This is a genomic window from Flavobacterium sp. W1B, assembly GCF_047344965.1.
Taxonomy (GTDB): domain Bacteria; phylum Bacteroidota; class Bacteroidia; order Flavobacteriales; family Flavobacteriaceae; genus Flavobacterium.
Genome location: NZ_CP178845.1, coordinates 2,474,088 through 2,490,101, shown reverse-complemented (window position 1 = coordinate 2,490,101; position 16,014 = coordinate 2,474,088). Strand labels below are relative to the sequence as shown.

Annotated in this window: 11 protein-coding genes; 5 read left to right on the top strand and 6 right to left on the bottom strand. The window is 33.9% G+C overall.

Going from position 1 to position 16,014, the window contains the following annotated elements; genetic code table 11:
- Positions 1–25: 25 nt before the first annotated feature.
- The 3 genes from nagB to ACMDB5_RS10760 all read right to left on the bottom strand — a co-directional run bounded on the left by nagB (position 26) and on the right by ACMDB5_RS10760 (position 6,917).
- Positions 26–1,963 carry a glucosamine-6-phosphate deaminase gene (gene nagB, locus ACMDB5_RS10770; protein WP_413998260.1) on the bottom strand — a complete coding sequence of 646 codons (1,938 nt, stop codon included), beginning with the start codon at positions 1,961–1,963 and terminating at the stop codon, positions 26–28.
- A gap of 351 nt (positions 1,964–2,314) precedes the next feature.
- Positions 2,315–3,877 carry a RagB/SusD family nutrient uptake outer membrane protein gene (locus ACMDB5_RS10765; RefSeq protein ID WP_413998259.1) on the bottom strand — a complete coding sequence of 521 codons (1,563 nt, stop codon included), beginning with the start codon at positions 3,875–3,877 and terminating at the stop codon, positions 2,315–2,317.
- Positions 3,878–3,887: 10 nt separating this feature from the next.
- Positions 3,888–6,917 (bottom strand): SusC/RagA family TonB-linked outer membrane protein, encoded by a 3,030-nt coding sequence (locus ACMDB5_RS10760; protein ID WP_413998258.1) that lies wholly within the window; start codon positions 6,915–6,917, stop codon positions 3,888–3,890.
- Between the two features lie 340 nt (positions 6,918–7,257).
- On the opposite strand from ACMDB5_RS10760, the gene ACMDB5_RS10755 reads away from it, so the two are divergent.
- The 3 genes from ACMDB5_RS10755 (at position 7,258) to ACMDB5_RS10745 (ending at position 10,606) form a co-directional block, all read left to right on the top strand.
- Complete coding sequence (locus tag ACMDB5_RS10755; protein WP_413998257.1) at positions 7,258–8,310, top strand: sensor histidine kinase; 1,053 nt, start codon at positions 7,258–7,260, stop codon at positions 8,308–8,310.
- On the top strand, positions 8,300–9,001 hold the full coding sequence (locus tag ACMDB5_RS10750) for a LytR/AlgR family response regulator transcription factor (protein ID WP_413998256.1): 702 nt from the start codon (positions 8,300–8,302) through the stop codon (positions 8,999–9,001). The genes ACMDB5_RS10755 and ACMDB5_RS10750 overlap by 11 nt, the downstream gene beginning before the upstream one ends.
- 168 nt (positions 9,002–9,169) lie before the next feature.
- The gene (locus ACMDB5_RS10745) at positions 9,170–10,606 is read left to right on the top strand and encodes an MFS transporter (protein ID WP_413998255.1); all 1,437 of its coding nucleotides are present in this window, start codon (positions 9,170–9,172) and stop codon (positions 10,604–10,606) included.
- A gap of 108 nt (positions 10,607–10,714) precedes the next feature.
- Here the strand turns inward: ACMDB5_RS10745 and ACMDB5_RS10740 are convergent, their stop codons facing one another.
- The 3 genes from ACMDB5_RS10740 to ACMDB5_RS10730 are packed head-to-tail and all read right to left on the bottom strand — an operon-like array spanning position 10,715 to position 12,096.
- The gene (locus tag ACMDB5_RS10740; RefSeq protein ID WP_413998254.1) at positions 10,715–11,188 is read right to left on the bottom strand and encodes a VOC family protein; all 474 of its coding nucleotides are present in this window, start codon (positions 11,186–11,188) and stop codon (positions 10,715–10,717) included.
- 17 nt (positions 11,189–11,205) lie between these two features.
- A complete protein-coding gene (locus ACMDB5_RS10735; protein ID WP_413998253.1) occupies positions 11,206–11,634 on the bottom strand; it encodes an SRPBCC family protein in 429 nt (142 codons plus the stop codon).
- An 18-nt stretch (positions 11,635–11,652) separates the two neighbouring features.
- Positions 11,653–12,096, bottom strand: coding sequence for a VOC family protein (locus tag ACMDB5_RS10730; protein ID WP_413998252.1), 444 nt, complete (start codon positions 12,094–12,096; stop codon positions 11,653–11,655).
- A gap of 368 nt (positions 12,097–12,464) precedes the next feature.
- On the opposite strand from ACMDB5_RS10730, the gene recG reads away from it, so the two are divergent.
- Positions 12,465–14,576, top strand: a complete 2,112-nt coding sequence (recG, locus tag ACMDB5_RS10725) for an ATP-dependent DNA helicase RecG (protein ID WP_413998251.1) — start codon at positions 12,465–12,467, stop codon at positions 14,574–14,576.
- Positions 14,577–14,896: 320 nt separating this feature from the next.
- Complete coding sequence (locus ACMDB5_RS10720) at positions 14,897–15,958, top strand: efflux RND transporter periplasmic adaptor subunit (protein WP_413998250.1); 1,062 nt, start codon at positions 14,897–14,899, stop codon at positions 15,956–15,958.
- Positions 15,959–16,014: the final 56 nt, after the last annotated feature.

The following is a 16,014-nucleotide window of genomic DNA, read 5'->3' as shown; positions in this document are numbered from 1 at the left end:
TAATAACTAATTTTTAATATTGTTTTTAATAATCAAAGCGTTTAAAAGCTTCAATTGCTTCGTATTCGGCCAGACCCAAATCATCATACAGTTTTGCCGTATTTTTATTTCGATCTTCAGCTCTTACCCAAAATTCTCTAGAATCGTTTCCTTGAAACATTACTCTGTCTTTTTGAGATTGATGATATAAAATAGCGTGTCTTTTCAATAAAACCTCATCGGGACTTAAAGGAACAGCCATATCGATCTCGTGCAAATCCCATTCATGCCAAGCACCACGGTACAACCACAACCAACAATCGTTCATGTAGGGTTCCGGCTTCAATTGTTTCAGCGCGGCAAAAATCGCGTTCAAACAAACCTCATGAGTTCCATGTGGATCAGCAAGATCGCCTGCCGCAAAAACCTGATGTGGCTTTATTTTGGCAATAATAGCAGCTACGATAGCGATGTCTTCTTTTCCTAATGGATTTTTCTTTATTTGTCCGGTTTCATAAAAAGGAAGATCTAAAAAATGGGTATTTTCATCTTTCAAACCAATATATCTTGTGGCAGCATAGGACTCCCTTCTTCTGATTAATCCTTTCAATTTTCTAACTTCAAGCGAATCAATTTGATTTTCTTTTTTGTTATTCAAAAAGTCAATAGTGGACTGAAAATTGATATTACATTTCTCATTTTCCATAAAATCATTACAAACTTCGGCAAATTTAAGTGCCTCATCATCTGTAACGGCAATGTTACCAGAAGTTTGATATACTACATGAACATCGTGTCCTTGTTTTATCAATTTTGAAAAAGTTCCCCCCATAGAAATCACATCATCGTCTGGATGCGGGCTAAAAAGGATAATTCTTTTCTTGGCAGGATTTGCTCTTTCCGGTCTGTGTGAATCATCAGTATTGGGTTTACCTCCCGGCCATCCGGTAATGGTATGCTGCAGCACATTGAACATATTAATATTCAAATCATAAGCAGAACCTTCTTGAGCCAAAAGATCTGACATCCCGTTATTATTGTAATCTCTATCCGTTAATTTTAAAATAGATTGCTCGGTTTTCTGGCAAAGCCAAACGATAGCCTTGCTTTTCAATTCTGATGTCCAGATGCATTCGCCAACTAGCCAAGGTGTTTTGAATCGAGTCAATTCAGAGGCAGCGGATTGGTCCAAAACGAAAGTCGCATTCGTATGGTTTTGCAAGAAAGTCGCAGGAACATCTGAACTTATATCACCTTGAATGGTTCTCTTAATGATATCTGCTTTGTTTTGTCCCCAAGCCATCAATATAATCCTTTTGGATCTCAAGATGGTGGAAACTCCCATCGTAATCGCTCTTTTAGGAACGTTATCAATCCCATTAAAATCAGATGACGCATCCACTCTTGTGATATGATCCAGTGTTATTATTCGGGTTCCCGAATTAATATGAGAACCTGGCTCATTGAAACCTACGTGCCCCGTACGTCCAATACCTAATAACTGAAAATCTAAACCTCCCGAATTTCTAATGTTCATTTCATAGTCAACACAGTACTGATTCAACTCTTCTATTGCCACAGTTCCATCGGGAATATTAATATTTTCCGGTTTTATATCAATGTGATTGAAAAGATGCTGATGCATAAAATAATGGTAACTCTGATTATTCTCCTTAGTCATTGGATAATATTCATCCAAATTAAAAGTGATAACATTTTTAAAGCTAAGTCCTTCCTCTTTGTGCATACGTACTAATTCTTCGTACACTTTTATAGGGGAAGAACCGGTAGCTAAACCAAGAACACATGGTTTATTTTTTTCTTGTTTGAACCTAATTAATTGGGCAATTTCTTGGGCAACAATTATGGAAGCTTCAGTAGAATTTTTGAAGATTTCATTGTGAATTTTTTCAAATCTGGTATCTTCAAATTTTCCTGCGCTTTTATAGCTTATATCCGGTTTAATCTCTAAAGCATTTTTCATTTATTTCTTTTTAATCAATTGGCTAGATACTTACTGCAAAAAAATAAGATTAAAATCATTTTAACTATTCTTTAAATTTGCATTAAGTCTAATTTCGTTTTGTTTATAAATTTATTTGATTTTCAATAAGATAAAAGTACCTAAAACGATTTTTTTATGAAAATTAATTATACAAACTACTCAATATTTTATACAAACAACACGAATTAAACAATAACAGGTTATTTTAAAAAATCCTTTCTTTAAAGAGATCCTTACTTGATTACACAATAGAGCACCATTTAAAAAACAATATAAAAAATGGCATAAGCAACTGTCTACTTATGCCATTTAGATAATCAAATTAAATTTTTAAAAATTAGGTCCGGTAGTATCCCACCAAAGTCTTGTAGCTCCGTTATCTGGACCACCTAAAGCTTTTAGTCCGGAAGTAATGCCGGCTTTATTATTCTCAATTTCTGACTCTGAAAATCCTAATCTTCTAACTCCAAATTCAGTAGTAATAACTCCGTTACTATTATTATTCGTAATTCTGAATAGTTTAGGATATCCAGTTCTTCTAAATTCAGACCAAGCTTCTTGACCGTCAGGATAAGTAGCGATCCATTTTTGAGTAATGATTTTTTCTAAGTTAACCTCTTTCACAGCTCCCCATGCTACTGTAATCTTACTTACTGCTGGAGAATTATTGGCTGCATTAATAGGATCTACATAATTCTTAGGTAATTTTGTATTGTCAGCTATATAGGCATCTGCACCTGCAACTCCATTTTGTACAAAAGAAGCTTTAATTCCAGACTCATATAAGTCTTGAGCCGTACCCCCCATATTCCATCCTCTTAAAGCACCTTCAGCTCTTAGGAAATAAACTTCTGCGGTTGACATCCAAGTCATTTCGCCTGTTTTAGTTCTAGGACCTGTTTGTGAAAATTTAGAATAAGCTCCTTTTGGATATACAATACCTGCTCTTATCCCCTTAATTTCACCAGGAATAATTCCTGAAGTATTCCAGTATTTTGCCATACGGGGATCTCCATATCCACCCAAGATAGACTCCATATCAGCTCCCATAAACAAGCTCCCCCAACCATGACTCATTGCATCAATCACATTCAAATCTTTAGGGGATTTGATCCTCATTGCATCTGCGTCTGTCATAAAAACACCTATTGAATGGCTTACTGCTTTTTCTGCTTCCGCTTTTGCTAATGCAGGGGCAACTTTTACAATACGCATTGCCATTCTTAAACGTAATGAATTAGCATACTTAACCCATTGAGCATAATTCCCTTTATATAATGATAAATCAGTTTCATCAAATGCTGTTTTTTCACCAGCAGTATTTCTTTTTGTTAATTCAGCAACAGCAAAATCTAAATCTTTAAACATCTGATTGTAGATTTCTTCTTGAGAATCGTATGTAGCTAACCCTTGACCGAATTTTGAATATACCGCAGGTCCATACATATCAGTAGCTCTTTGCATTGCAGCAACTTTCAATATCAAAGACCATGAATAAAAATGATCAAATTTACCTTTTGCTTTTTGTTCAACCTTATAAAGATATGAGATAATGTCAACGTAGGTAATATTCCAAGCATTACTATTCCAATCCGTTCGTAAAGCATAATCGTGATTATTAGACGCTCCAAACATATTAGGAGTGATCATATAACCTGACCAACCATCAGCTTGTAAACTTTGCTGTGTTTGGTATTTCCAAGTAGGCTCACAAACATATAAATTATTAAAAGTTGATGAGAACAAAGATTTAATACTATTATAATCTTGATCCAATTGTGCTGTAGTAGCACCCTCTGGATTTGTGTTTATCTCTTCAAAATTATCAGTACAACTAAAAGCTGCTAGTAAAGAAAAGCATAATGCCGTTCTTTTTATTTTGTTTATTGTCATGATTGTAAAATTAGAATGTTAAGTTTAAATTAAGACCGATACTTCTTGTTGATGGCATTCCGAAAACATCAACACCTTGTAGACCTTCTCCTGTACTTAAAGCTACATTAGGATCAAATGGAGCGTCTTTATGAATAAAGAATAGATTTCTAGCTATCAAAGAAATACTTGCTGATTGTACTAATGGTAATTTATTTTTATTAAAAGTATATCCAATAGAAACCTCTCTTACACTAATATTAGTTGCATCATAAACATATTCTCCTGTTGCACCGTTTCTTCCAGCTACCCCATTATAATACAACTCAGCATCCATTGATGTAACAGCCGAACCATTTGCTTTAGAAACTCCATTTATTTTCTTCCCTCCTGCATTTCTAGCGTCACCAGTAGCTTTAGAAACTCCGTTAAAGTCATTGATCGCTTCTGTTAAACTCAAAACTTCACCCCCAAAACGTCCATCAATTAAGATATTTGCTGTAAAAGCTCCAAATCTGAATGTATTAGAGAAACCTAACATAAAATCAGGGTTTGCGTTACCAACTTCTTCCCAACCTGTTCTTTCAATCACACCTTTATCTCCAACAATTATTCTACCTTGATCATCTTTTTTCAAGTTTATACCTTCAATTACACCAAATGGTCTTCCTTCAATTAATGAATATCTGTAATTATTAGATCCTGGATCAGTAACAACAATTCTTCCTTCTGGATTTTCCGCTGGAATATCGTTTACCCTACTCTTATTTTGAGAATAGTTAACTCTTGATTCCCAATTGATTTTTTCTCCTTTAACAATATCTGTAAATAATACAACCTCAAAACCTTTGTTAGAAATACTTCCTGCATTTATTGCATAGAATGTGTATCCATTTTCATTTGTTGATTCAGCAGCAACTTGCATATATTGATTCTTAGTTTTAGAATCATAGTAAGAAAATTCAAAGCCTAATCTGTTATTAAACATCCTCCATTCCATACCTAATTCAAGTTCTGATTTTAATTCTGGCTTCAAAGTTGTGCCAGGTCTTGGTCCTACTGGAGGATTAATAACTTCTCCTCCTACAATTGAAGATGTTGGGCTAGTAATATAAGCAGCAATATCATTACCCACTTGTGCGTAAGTAGCACGAACTTTTCCAAAATTAACAAAATTCGGCATTGCAGTCATTTCACTAACAATTGCTGACAAACCTAAAGATGGATAAAAGAAACTTGCATCATTAGTATTAACCAATGTTGAAGACCAGTCGTTTCTTCCTGCAACATCTAAATATAAATAGTTTTTATAGCCAAAAGTAGTTGTAGCAAATACCGATTGCACTTCTCTTTCGTAAGCAGATTGTACATTACCATTGTTGCTTAAAAAATTACCTAAAGTAAAGATATTAGCATTTTTCAATCCTCCACCAATACCAGAATCAAGAATTACACCTCTCGATTTTCCATTATTAATGCTTGTACCGATAGTTGCATCAAAAGAGAAATCTTGAGATAAATTTGTATTAATCAAACCTATTAAATCCGCATAATTTTGGGTAGCTATAGTTGTAACATCAATCAACCTACCTTTTGGATGCACAAGAGATGTTGCAGAAGTTGCATGCATTTCTTTTTGAAAATTACTTTCACTTCTATTGTAACTATATCTTGAAGTCAAACGAAACCAATCAGTTACTTTATATTCCAAAGCAATAGCACCGTTGAAGAAATTATTGGTATCCACCGATTTTTGCTTATTGATTTGCCAATATGGATTTTCATTATTTTCACTAACATTGGCAAAACCAGGGTAATTTTGCGCCATCCAGTTTTTTGATGCGTCAAAAACTTCATAATTTTTTAAATCTGCAAAACTAAAAGCCCTTGGATGAGAATAAGCTCCTGCAACTGGATTAAAATACAAACCATTTACAGGTCTGTTATTGATTTTCTGACCAGCATAGTTACCTGTAACCGCAACATTAAGTCTATCATTAAAAAATTTGGATGTTTGACGGATTCCGAAGTTATTTTTCTTCAAATGATTTCCAGGAATAATTCCATTAGCATCAGTATTTGCATAAGTCAAACTAGTTGAATTTCCTTCTGTAGCCTTTGAAAAAGACATTGAAGTAATTTGTGTATTTCCAACATTAAAGAAACCTTTTACATCATCTTCTACTTTTTGTTTTGCACCCCAAGTTCTATCATTAGCGACTGCTGATGTATAATCTGATTGAAATTTAGGTAAATAAGCAGCAGATTCAAAAGTAGATACTGAGTTTACATTAAATGTTTCAACACCGGTCTTTACTTTTTTAGATGTTAACATAATAACACCATTTGCTCCTTGACTACCATACAATACTGAAGCAGCCGCTCCTTTAAGAACAGTCATTCCTTCATAATCATCCGGATTTATTAAGGAAACAACATCTCCACCATCTCTATTTCCACCAGCTAAATCTCCAAAAGTACCATTTGGCTGACCTCCATTAGCGTTTGATAATGGTATACCGTCAATAACATATAAAGGTTGATTGTTTGTAAAAGAAGAATTACCACGAATAACCACTTTTGTAGATCCACCAGTTCCTGAAGAACTTTTTGTAACAGCAACACCAGCAATCTTACCCGCAACTGTGTTAATAATGTTAGGGTCTTTTACACGCACCAACTCTTCTCCTTTTAATTCTTGAGTAGAATAAGTCAATGACTTCCTAGCTTTAGTGATTCCAAGAGAAGTAACCACAACTTCAGAGAGAGCATTTCCGTCAGCTTCTTTCAATCGTACTTTAATGTTTTCATCTCCAACAATAACATTCTGAGTATCGAAACCCATATAAGAAACTACTAAAGTTTTTCCTTTTTGTACTTCAATAGAGAAGTTACCGTCAAAATCGGTAGTAGTTCCCTTTTTTTCACCTTGTACATTAATGTTAGCTCCAGGTAAGGGTGAACCGAATGCATCGGTTACCGTTCCCTTGACAGTTTTCACTTGAGCCAGCGAAACCTGTGCAGTGAAAATAATCATAAAGATTAAGATAATTTTTTTCATTTTAAATGATTTTTTTGTTAGTTATAATGTAAATCTATTTGTTAAAACATTCTTAAAAAAAAAAATTATACTAACAACATCAAATTCGACATTAACCACTCGTTTCTATAAACGATGTGCATATTGCGGCGAAATTAAGCCTAAAAAAAAATTAAATATTAAACAAACAGCACAATTTATTCAACAATGTGTTTTTTATAAGTCGTTAATATGTTAAATCCATATTATTTTGGATTTTCATCCGATAAAACTCGATTTTTATTTTCAAATTCCTTAAAGTTGCAGAACAATCGTGTTAATCTTTTTGAAAACAAAGATTTAACCCCTAAATCACTTACAATTGAGCATCTTTGAAAAAATAAAAATTAATACTGAGTTTAGAAACCATTTTTGGTTTTGGATTGTGTTTTTTTTAATCAACTTCTTGCGTTGGGGATCCTATTTTGATGATTATCTCTATTCATTCAAATCAAACCTTATCGAGTTTGCACTACACATTCCCTTTGTGTATTTAAATTTATTGTTACTCATCCCCCATTATATTGTAAAATTCAAATACTACCAATACACTTTGGCGCTATTTGCAAGTCTTGCTGTTATTTATATACTCAAAACAGCTTTAACCTATTATATGATTTCGGAAAACATATGGCCAGAGGCAAAAGAATTATACAAGCCATTTGACATTAACCACATTGTTGCTGTAACAATTGGGGAAATTTATGTACTATCGATTGCTTCTTCGGTTTTTTCGACAATGAATTGGTTAAAAGAAAGAGACCGAAATACAATAATGAAGCAGAATCAGTCCAAAATGAAACTCAAATACTTAAAAACTCAAATACAGCCTCACTTTTTTTTCAATACGCTTAATAATCTATACGCTTTGTCGTTAGAATCTTCTAAAAAGGTTCCAGATGTTATCCTGAAACTCTCCCGATTAATGGAATATGTACTTTATGAAATCAAGGGAACACAAATGGTCGACTTGACAAAAGAAATTGATTACATTCAAAACTATATTGAAATAGAGAAACTTCGGTTTGAGCATGTAGATGTGGCCGTAAACATAGAATCAAACATTGATGACATAAAAATCCCTCCTTTATTAGTTATTACACTAATCGAAAATGCATTCAAACACGGAGGTCCCTGTAACAACAACCTCAGAATCAAGATCAATTGTAAAGTTATTAACAAAAAAATCTTACAATTTGAGATTCTAAATAATTTTGTACTTTCACAAAATACTAATACTAAAAAAGGCATTGGATTATCAAACACCAAAAAGAGATTAAAACTGATTTTTCAGAACAATTTTACTTTAGAAAAAATAGTAAAATTCAATTATTATATCATTCGATTACAAATTCCCGTTCAAAATGAAGATTAAATGTGTTTTGATTGATGATGAGCCATTAGCTACAAAAATCCTACAGAATTATTTTACTAATTTTGTAGATTTTGAGATTATTGCCACCTTTCACAATCCTATAGAGGCCTTAGATTTTATAAATAACAATACCATCGATGTAGTCTTTTTAGACATACACATGCCGGTGATGACAGGATTTGAATTAATTCGATTAATTGAAAACAAAACTAAAATTGTAATTACAACCGCTTTTAGGGAATTTGCCGCAGAGAGTTACGAACTAGATGTCTTGGATTATTTAGTAAAACCTATTCCGCTTCCTCGTTTTATCAAATGCATTCACAAAATTGAAGCAGATTACAATTTTAAGAATAATCTTAAAATAGAAACCCTCAAAATAGATCCACATATTTTTATCAAAGTAGATAAAAAAATGGTAAAGATCATTATCGATGAAATCCTTTTTATTGAAGGCATGAAAGAATACATAAAGGTTGTAACTGCTGATAAAACCTATATTACTCACAAATCATTGACCGCTTTATCAGAAGAATTGCCCGTGGACCAATTTACCCGCATCCATAAATCTTACATTATTGCTGTCAACAAAGTAAAATCTATAGAGGGAAATAGAATCCAAGTACATTCCTATACTCTACCCATAGGGCGAAATTACAGTAAAGATGTAAAAGTTAGGATTTTAGACTAAAACCAATAACTATCCGAAATCATTAAAATATGTTGTTGATTATAGAAATATTGTCGATTGTATAATTTTAATCATTTTTCTGATAAATAATTTTTTTTTAATTTCCTTAAAAGATACTTTTACGACTTGAACTAATTTAATAATCTAAAAACTTAACCAAACTTTAATATGAATTCAGAAAATTTACAAACCAAATGGGGACAATTTATTCCATTAGCGATAGTGTTCTTCTTTTGGGGATTTGTTGCTGCCAGTAATGATATTTTAATTCCAGTTTTCAAAACAGCTTTTGATTTAACACAAGGGGAAAGTCAATTAGTATCTTTAGCCTTTTATATAGCTTACACAGTGGGTTCGTTAATATATATGGGAATTTCTGTTTTAATCAAAGAAGACATAGTAAATAGAATTGGATACAAGAATGGATTAGCTTTAGGGTTAGCTATTTCTGCTGTAGGAACTTTATTGTTTTATCCGGCTGCAAATACAGCTTCATTTCCTTTAATGTTATCTGGTTTATTTATCGTAGCATTAGGTTTCTCTTTGCAACAAACGGTTGCCAATCCATTAGCAATTGCATTGGGACCAATTTCAACTGGTTCTCAACGTTTAACAATGGCTGGAGGAATCAACAATCTTGGAACTACAATTGGTCCACTTATTGTAAGTTTCGCCATTTTTGGAACTAATACAAATGGAACTACTACCATGAGTATCGAAAGTGTAAAAATTCCATATTTAATTCTAGGATTAGCCTTTTTATTGGTTGCTATTTTATTAAAATTCTCTTCTATTCCGGAGCGTCCGGCAACTATTTTGGAAGTTGCAGACGAAACTACTTCTACAAAAAAGTCGGCACTTCAATACCCACAATTGGTATTAGGAATGATTGCAATCTTTTTATATGTAGGAGTTGAAGTATCCACAGCCAGTAATTTACCGGCCTATATGGAAACACATTTAGGATTTTTGACGCAAGATGTGGCTCCATATATCTCCCTATATTGGGCGAGTTTAATGATTGGTCGTTGGACTGGAGCTGTAGAAGCTTTCACTAATGATATCAGCTTAAGAAAACTATTGCGTTTCTTAGCTCCTTACCTAGCTTTTGGTGTATTCTTAGCCGTAAATGCTATTGCAAAACATGATTTAACTCCTTTTTATATTTATGGATTAATCATCTTTGTACTTATTGCTGCTGATATAGCTAGTAAAGGGAATCCGGCTAGAATGTTGCTTATATTTTCTTCTCTAGGAATTTTAGCTCTTTTAATAGGAATGTTGACAGATGGAATGGTAAGTGTTTATGCCATTACAAGTGTTGGTTTATTTTGTAGTACATTATGGCCTTGTATATTTACTTTAGCAGTAAGCGGATTAGGTTCAAAAACCAGCCAAGGAAGTAGTTTCCTAATCATGATGATTATGGGTGGAGGAATTATCAGTTGGTTACAAGGTTTCATCTCAGAAATAATTGGTATCCAAAATAGTTATATCATTGGCGTTTTATGTTTTGCTTATTTAGCATTTTATGCATGGAAAGTGAGCGGAATTCTTAAAAGTCAAGGAATCAATTTTGACTCAAAAATAGCAGGTGGACATTAATCCTGACTATTAAATCAAATAATTTAGCAGTCAAAAACAGTCTGTTACTTAAATAAAAAAACTCCGGAGTCAACTTCGGAGTTTTTATTTAAGTAATTATTTCTTTCTCTAAGCTTCCTCTAATTTCTGAATATCAAGCTTTGTCATTTGTAATAAAGCCTTCATTACCCTTTCTGCTCTTAGCGTATCCAACATTAATTCTGGAAGAATACTTGGTACAATTTGCCATGAAAGTCCGTATTTATCTTTTAGCCAGCCGCATTGCCCCTCTTCTCCATTTTCAGTGAGTTTTTTCCAATAATAATCTATCTCTTGCTGGTTATCACAAAAAACCTGAAAAGAAATTGCTTCATTAAACTTAAAAATAGGTCCTCCGTTCATTGCTGTAAAAACTTGTCCGTTCAATTCGAAACTAACCGTCAAAACAGATCCTGCTTTCTTTCCATGTATCTCAAAACCTTCTTTGGTATAATAACTGATGTAGCCCATTTTTGAGTTCTTAAAAATTGAAACATAAAAATGAGCTGCTTCTTCGGCTTGGCTATCAAACCATAAACAAGGGGTTATTTTTAGATTTTTCATTTCGCAAAATTTATTTGTTACAATCCTACCTCTACATGTTTTTTGAAGTTGTTTAAGATAGCCTGCCAACCATCACGTTGCATTTCAATTGGATTTTCTGTCTCAGCTTCAAAAGTTTCTACCACTTCCGTTTTATCACCTTTGTCTGTAAAAGTAATTTTCCATTTTCTACCATCATCAAGGGTACTGGCAATTTGCGAATGGTTTTTTACATCATCATATACACCACTAAAATCAAATCCCATACTTCCATTTTTTGCTTCCATTCGCCAAACGAATTTTCCACCGGTGCGCAAATCATTCTCGGCTTTGGTAGTGTGCCAATCATCAGATGCAGCATTCCATTTGACAATATTCTCAGGAGTTGTCCAGTTCTTCCATACCTTGTCAATGGGTGCTTGAACGGTGTTTTGTACTGTGATATTTGTTTTCTTTTCTAAGGCCATCTTCTTATTGTTAAGGTTTTACTTCTTATTTTCCGGAAAGTTAAACATCCATTGAACCCCGAATTTATCCGTGCAACTTCCATAATAAGCCCCCCAAAACATATCCTGCAATTCCATCGTGATTATTCCTCCATTAGCCAAGGCGTCAAATAGTTTTTTCGTTTCGGCTCTTGAATCCGGTTCTAAACTGATATACACATTATTGCCAAAGTTAACTTTGAAACCCATAGATTCAGGTGCATCTGTCCCCATCAATATATGACCGCCAAGTAACGGCAATTCGATATGCATAATAAGATTTTTATCCTCATCAGGAATCGAGGGAGCACCTTCGGCTGGTGGAATGTCACTGAAACGGGCTATTCCGCCACCGCTAAACTCACCGCCGAATACCGATTGATAAAAAAGAAAAGCTTCCTCTGTATTACGAGGAAAATTGAGATAGGTGTTTACTCTTGCCATCGTATTTTAATTTATTGATTTTCAATTCATTTACCACGTAAATTTAAGAAAAAAATAAAACAGCCGTCAAAATAGTATCTTAAGAAATGGTGAAATTTTGTGTTTTTATAATATAAATACCCCTAATTTAAAATATCGTTAAATTATGCAATAATTAATATAATCGATTATTGAGGCGATATACCTTTTTTAATTTATCGATTTACATCCAAAGAATTATGAAACACTACATTTTCTAATTTCCCAATTAAAAACTATCTTCGTTTTTTTTTAAATTGAAAGATTCAAAGATTGAAGAATTTTAAGATTTCCTGAAAATAGGGGAACTACTAATTCTAAAATCAAAATCGAATATCTAAAATCCACAAATGTCTTCTAATAATCTCCTACTTACTCCCATAGAATACTTAAAAGGCGTTGGTCCCAACAGAGGTGAATTGTTACGTAAGGAATTGGGGATTCATAAGTACGGAGATTTAATTAATTTTTATCCTAACCGCTACATTGACAGAACCCGCTATTACAAAATTAACGAGCTGCAAAACAATGTTGCCGAGGTACAAATCATCGGAAAAATCATCAATATCAAAACGGTAGAATTTGCCAAAGGCAGAAAACGCCTCGTGGCAACTTTTGTGGATGATACAGGACAAATGGAATTGGTTTGGTTTCAAGGTCATAAATGGATCCGAGAATCACTAAAAATCAACGAAATCAGTGTGATTTTTGGAAAATGTACTTCGTTCAACGGTATGTACAATATGGCACATCCCGAAATTGAACTCTTAAGCGAGCACGAACAAAGTTTACGCTCTGCCATGCAAGCTGTTTATCCATCTACCGAAACCTTGACCAATCGAGGGATTTCAAACCGGGTGATAAACAAAATGATGCAACAATTGTTTCTGGAAACCCAAGACTTGTTTACAGAAACCTTACCCGATTATTTAACCCAAGAGTTGCTATTGATTCCCAAAAAAGTAGCCTTATTCAATATCCATTTTCCCAAAAGTGCAGACGCTTTGGCGAAAGCCCAATTCCGATTAAAGTTTGAAGAACTGTTCTTTATCCAAATGCAACTGATTATGAAAAACCTAATTCAGAAGCACAAAATAAAAGGACATCCATTTACCAAAGTAGGCGAAAATTTCAACGATTTTTACCAAAATCATTTGCCTTTTGAATTGACCAATGCACAAAAAAGAGTGATCAAAGAAATACGAACAGACATGGGCAGTAATGCACAAATGAATCGTTTGTTGCAAGGAGACGTGGGTTCGGGCAAAACAATTGTCGCTTTTATGAGTATGCTTTTAGCCATAGACAATGGCTTTCAGGCTTGCTTGATGGCGCCAACGGAAATCTTGGCCAACCAACATTTCATAGGTCTTTCAGAATTGGCTAATAAACTCAATATAAACATTCAAATACTTACGGGTTCTACTAAAACTTCAGTACGAAAAATCATCCACGAAGAACTAGAAAACGGCAGTTTACAAATTCTAATAGGCACGCATGCTTTATTAGAAGACAAAGTAAAATTTCAAAATTTAGGTTTAGCTGTAATTGATGAGCAACATCGTTTTGGCGTAGAGCAACGTTCTAAATTGTGGAAGAAAAATACTATTCCGCCCCATGTTTTAGTGATGACCGCCACTCCTATTCCGCGAACCTTAGCGATGAGTTTGTATGGCGATTTAGATATTTCGGTAATTGATGAATTGCCACCAGGTAGAAAACCAATACAAACCGTGCATCGTTTTGACAGCAACCGCCTGAAAGTTTGGAAATTCATTCGAGATGAAATTGCTATTGGCCGACAAATTTATATTGTTTATCCATTGATTCAAGAATCGGAGAAAATGGATTTCAAGGATTTGATGGATGGCTACGAAAGTATTTCTCGTGATTTTCCCTTGCCTCAATATTCTATTTCTATTTTACACGGAAAGATGAAACCAGCCGATAAAGATGCCGAAATGAAACGCTTCTCAGACGGAAAAACTAATATTATGGTTGCCACAACCGTGATTGAAGTGGGTGTCAATGTGCCAAATGCTTCGGTGATGATTATTGAAAGTGCCGAGCGTTTTGGGCTTTCTCAACTGCACCAACTGCGTGGCCGTGTAGGTCGTGGTGCCGATCAAAGCTATTGCATCTTGATGACGAGCCATAAATTAAGTAGCGACAGTAAAACCAGGATGGAAACCATGGTGCAAACCAATGACGGATTTGAAATTGCTGAAGTCGATTTGAAGCTTCGTGGTCCGGGAAACTTAATGGGAACCCAACAAAGCGGAGTACTCAACCTTCAAATTGCTGATATTGTTCGCGACAGAGATATCTTGGCTTTAGCCAGAGAGCATGCCAAGAAAATTCTTAGCACAGATGCTCCTTTACAAAAACCGGAACACGCCACACTCAGAGCCGTGTATATTGAACTTACTAAAAAGAAAAACATCTGGAATTACATTAGTTAACAAATAGTTACAGATTTAGCATTAGTTATTTGGTCTAAAACACTAAAAAAAACAATTTCCCCATTAAACCTTTTTCCTATTGATTAATCTAATCTGATAAAATAACAGATTAACAAGATTGACATCTATTATTTTTTATTCAGCACTTGCATTAAATTGCTATGTTTATACACTGTTATGAAGTTGGCTTTTTTATCTGAATGTCAATCCTTGTATGTACAAATGTTAAATAATAATTAACTTACAAAAATTTCAATTCTAAAACCTAAATTTGTTTTTTACATAACCAATACTATTAAATCATATCCTCTTTATTCATTATGAAAATTAAATACTTTACATACGCACTATTAGCAATCGGTTTTGGCGCATTTATAACTTATAGAATTATAGAAAATAAAAGTAATTCTAATGACACTAAAGATAAGTCAGGCAAACCAAACGCTATGACAGTGAGCGGAATAATTGCACAAACACATAATTTTGACAACAATCTCTCTCTTTCTGGTTCGCTCGAAGCCAATGAGCAAGTCGAAATTCGCTCTGAAGTTTCTGGAATTGTAGAAAGTATTAATTTTCAAGAAGGAAGCAATGTTAGTAAAGGACAATTGCTTTTTAAAGTAAATGATCTAGAGTTAAGAGCGCAACTGAGTCAGGCGAATACCAAAGAAAGCTTAGCTTCTGAAAATGAAAGAAGAGCCAAACTCTTACTACAAAAAGAAGCCATTAGTCAAGAAGAATACGATGTGGCTAGAGCCGAATATGCCTCTGCAAAGGCACAAAGTCAGTTGATAAAAGCACAAATAGCAAAAACTTCGGTTAGAGCTCCATTTTCAGGAAAAATAGGATTGCGTACTATATCTGTGGGAACTTACATAACACCGGCAATTTTAGTGGCTAAACTGGTAAATATTGGCAAGCTAAAAATCACTTTTTCGATTCCTGAAAAATATGCTAGTCAAATGAAAACCAATACTAACTTGCATTTTTCCGTAGACGGTTCTTCTGAAAAATATACCGCCAAAATATATGCTATAGAACCTGCTGTCGAAATCGCTACCAGAACATTGCAGATAAGAGCCATCGCAGAAAATAAAGATGGGAAATTATTACCGGGTACTTTTGCTAATGTAGAATTGCCTTTGGATGCTATAAAAGATGCTATCGTTGTCCCAACCGAAGCGATTATTCCAATACAAGATGGGAAAAAAGTTTTTATTTCCAATAATGGTCAAGCCAAAGAAATTATTGTTGAAACAGCTACAAGAACAGATGCTTCAATTCTAGTTCTTTCTGGTTTGAAAGCAGGAGACACTGTTATAACTAGCGGAGTCATGAGCTTAAAAAACGAAACACCGGTGAAAGTAAAAGTTAAGTTATAAGTAATGAATTTTGAATTATGTTTTTTAGTCTCTAAAAAACAATCTTATAATTCGGA

What these genes read in the sequence shown, in the direction of transcription:
- ACMDB5_RS10740 (WP_413998254.1), bottom strand. Translation starts at nt 11,188, where the DNA reads ATGAAAAATCTAAAAATAACCCCTTGTTTATGGTTTGATAGCCAAGCC.
- ACMDB5_RS10745 (WP_413998255.1), top strand. Translation starts at nt 9,170, where the DNA reads ATGAATTCAGAAAATTTACAAACCAAATGGGGACAATTTATTCCATTA.
- ACMDB5_RS10750 (WP_413998256.1), top strand. Translation starts at nt 8,300, where the DNA reads ATGAAGATTAAATGTGTTTTGATTGATGATGAGCCATTAGCTACAAAA.
- ACMDB5_RS10730 (WP_413998252.1), bottom strand. Translation starts at nt 12,096, where the DNA reads ATGGCAAGAGTAAACACCTATCTCAATTTTCCTCGTAATACAGAGGAA.
- ACMDB5_RS10720 (WP_413998250.1), top strand. Translation starts at nt 14,897, where the DNA reads ATGAAAATTAAATACTTTACATACGCACTATTAGCAATCGGTTTTGGC.
- recG (WP_413998251.1), top strand. Translation starts at nt 12,465, where the DNA reads ATGTCTTCTAATAATCTCCTACTTACTCCCATAGAATACTTAAAAGGC.
- ACMDB5_RS10765 (WP_413998259.1), bottom strand. Translation starts at nt 3,877, where the DNA reads ATGACAATAAACAAAATAAAAAGAACGGCATTATGCTTTTCTTTACTA.
- nagB (WP_413998260.1), bottom strand. Translation starts at nt 1,963, where the DNA reads ATGAAAAATGCTTTAGAGATTAAACCGGATATAAGCTATAAAAGCGCA.
- ACMDB5_RS10735 (WP_413998253.1), bottom strand. Translation starts at nt 11,634, where the DNA reads ATGGCCTTAGAAAAGAAAACAAATATCACAGTACAAAACACCGTTCAA.
- ACMDB5_RS10760 (WP_413998258.1), bottom strand. Translation starts at nt 6,917, where the DNA reads ATGAAAAAAATTATCTTAATCTTTATGATTATTTTCACTGCACAGGTT.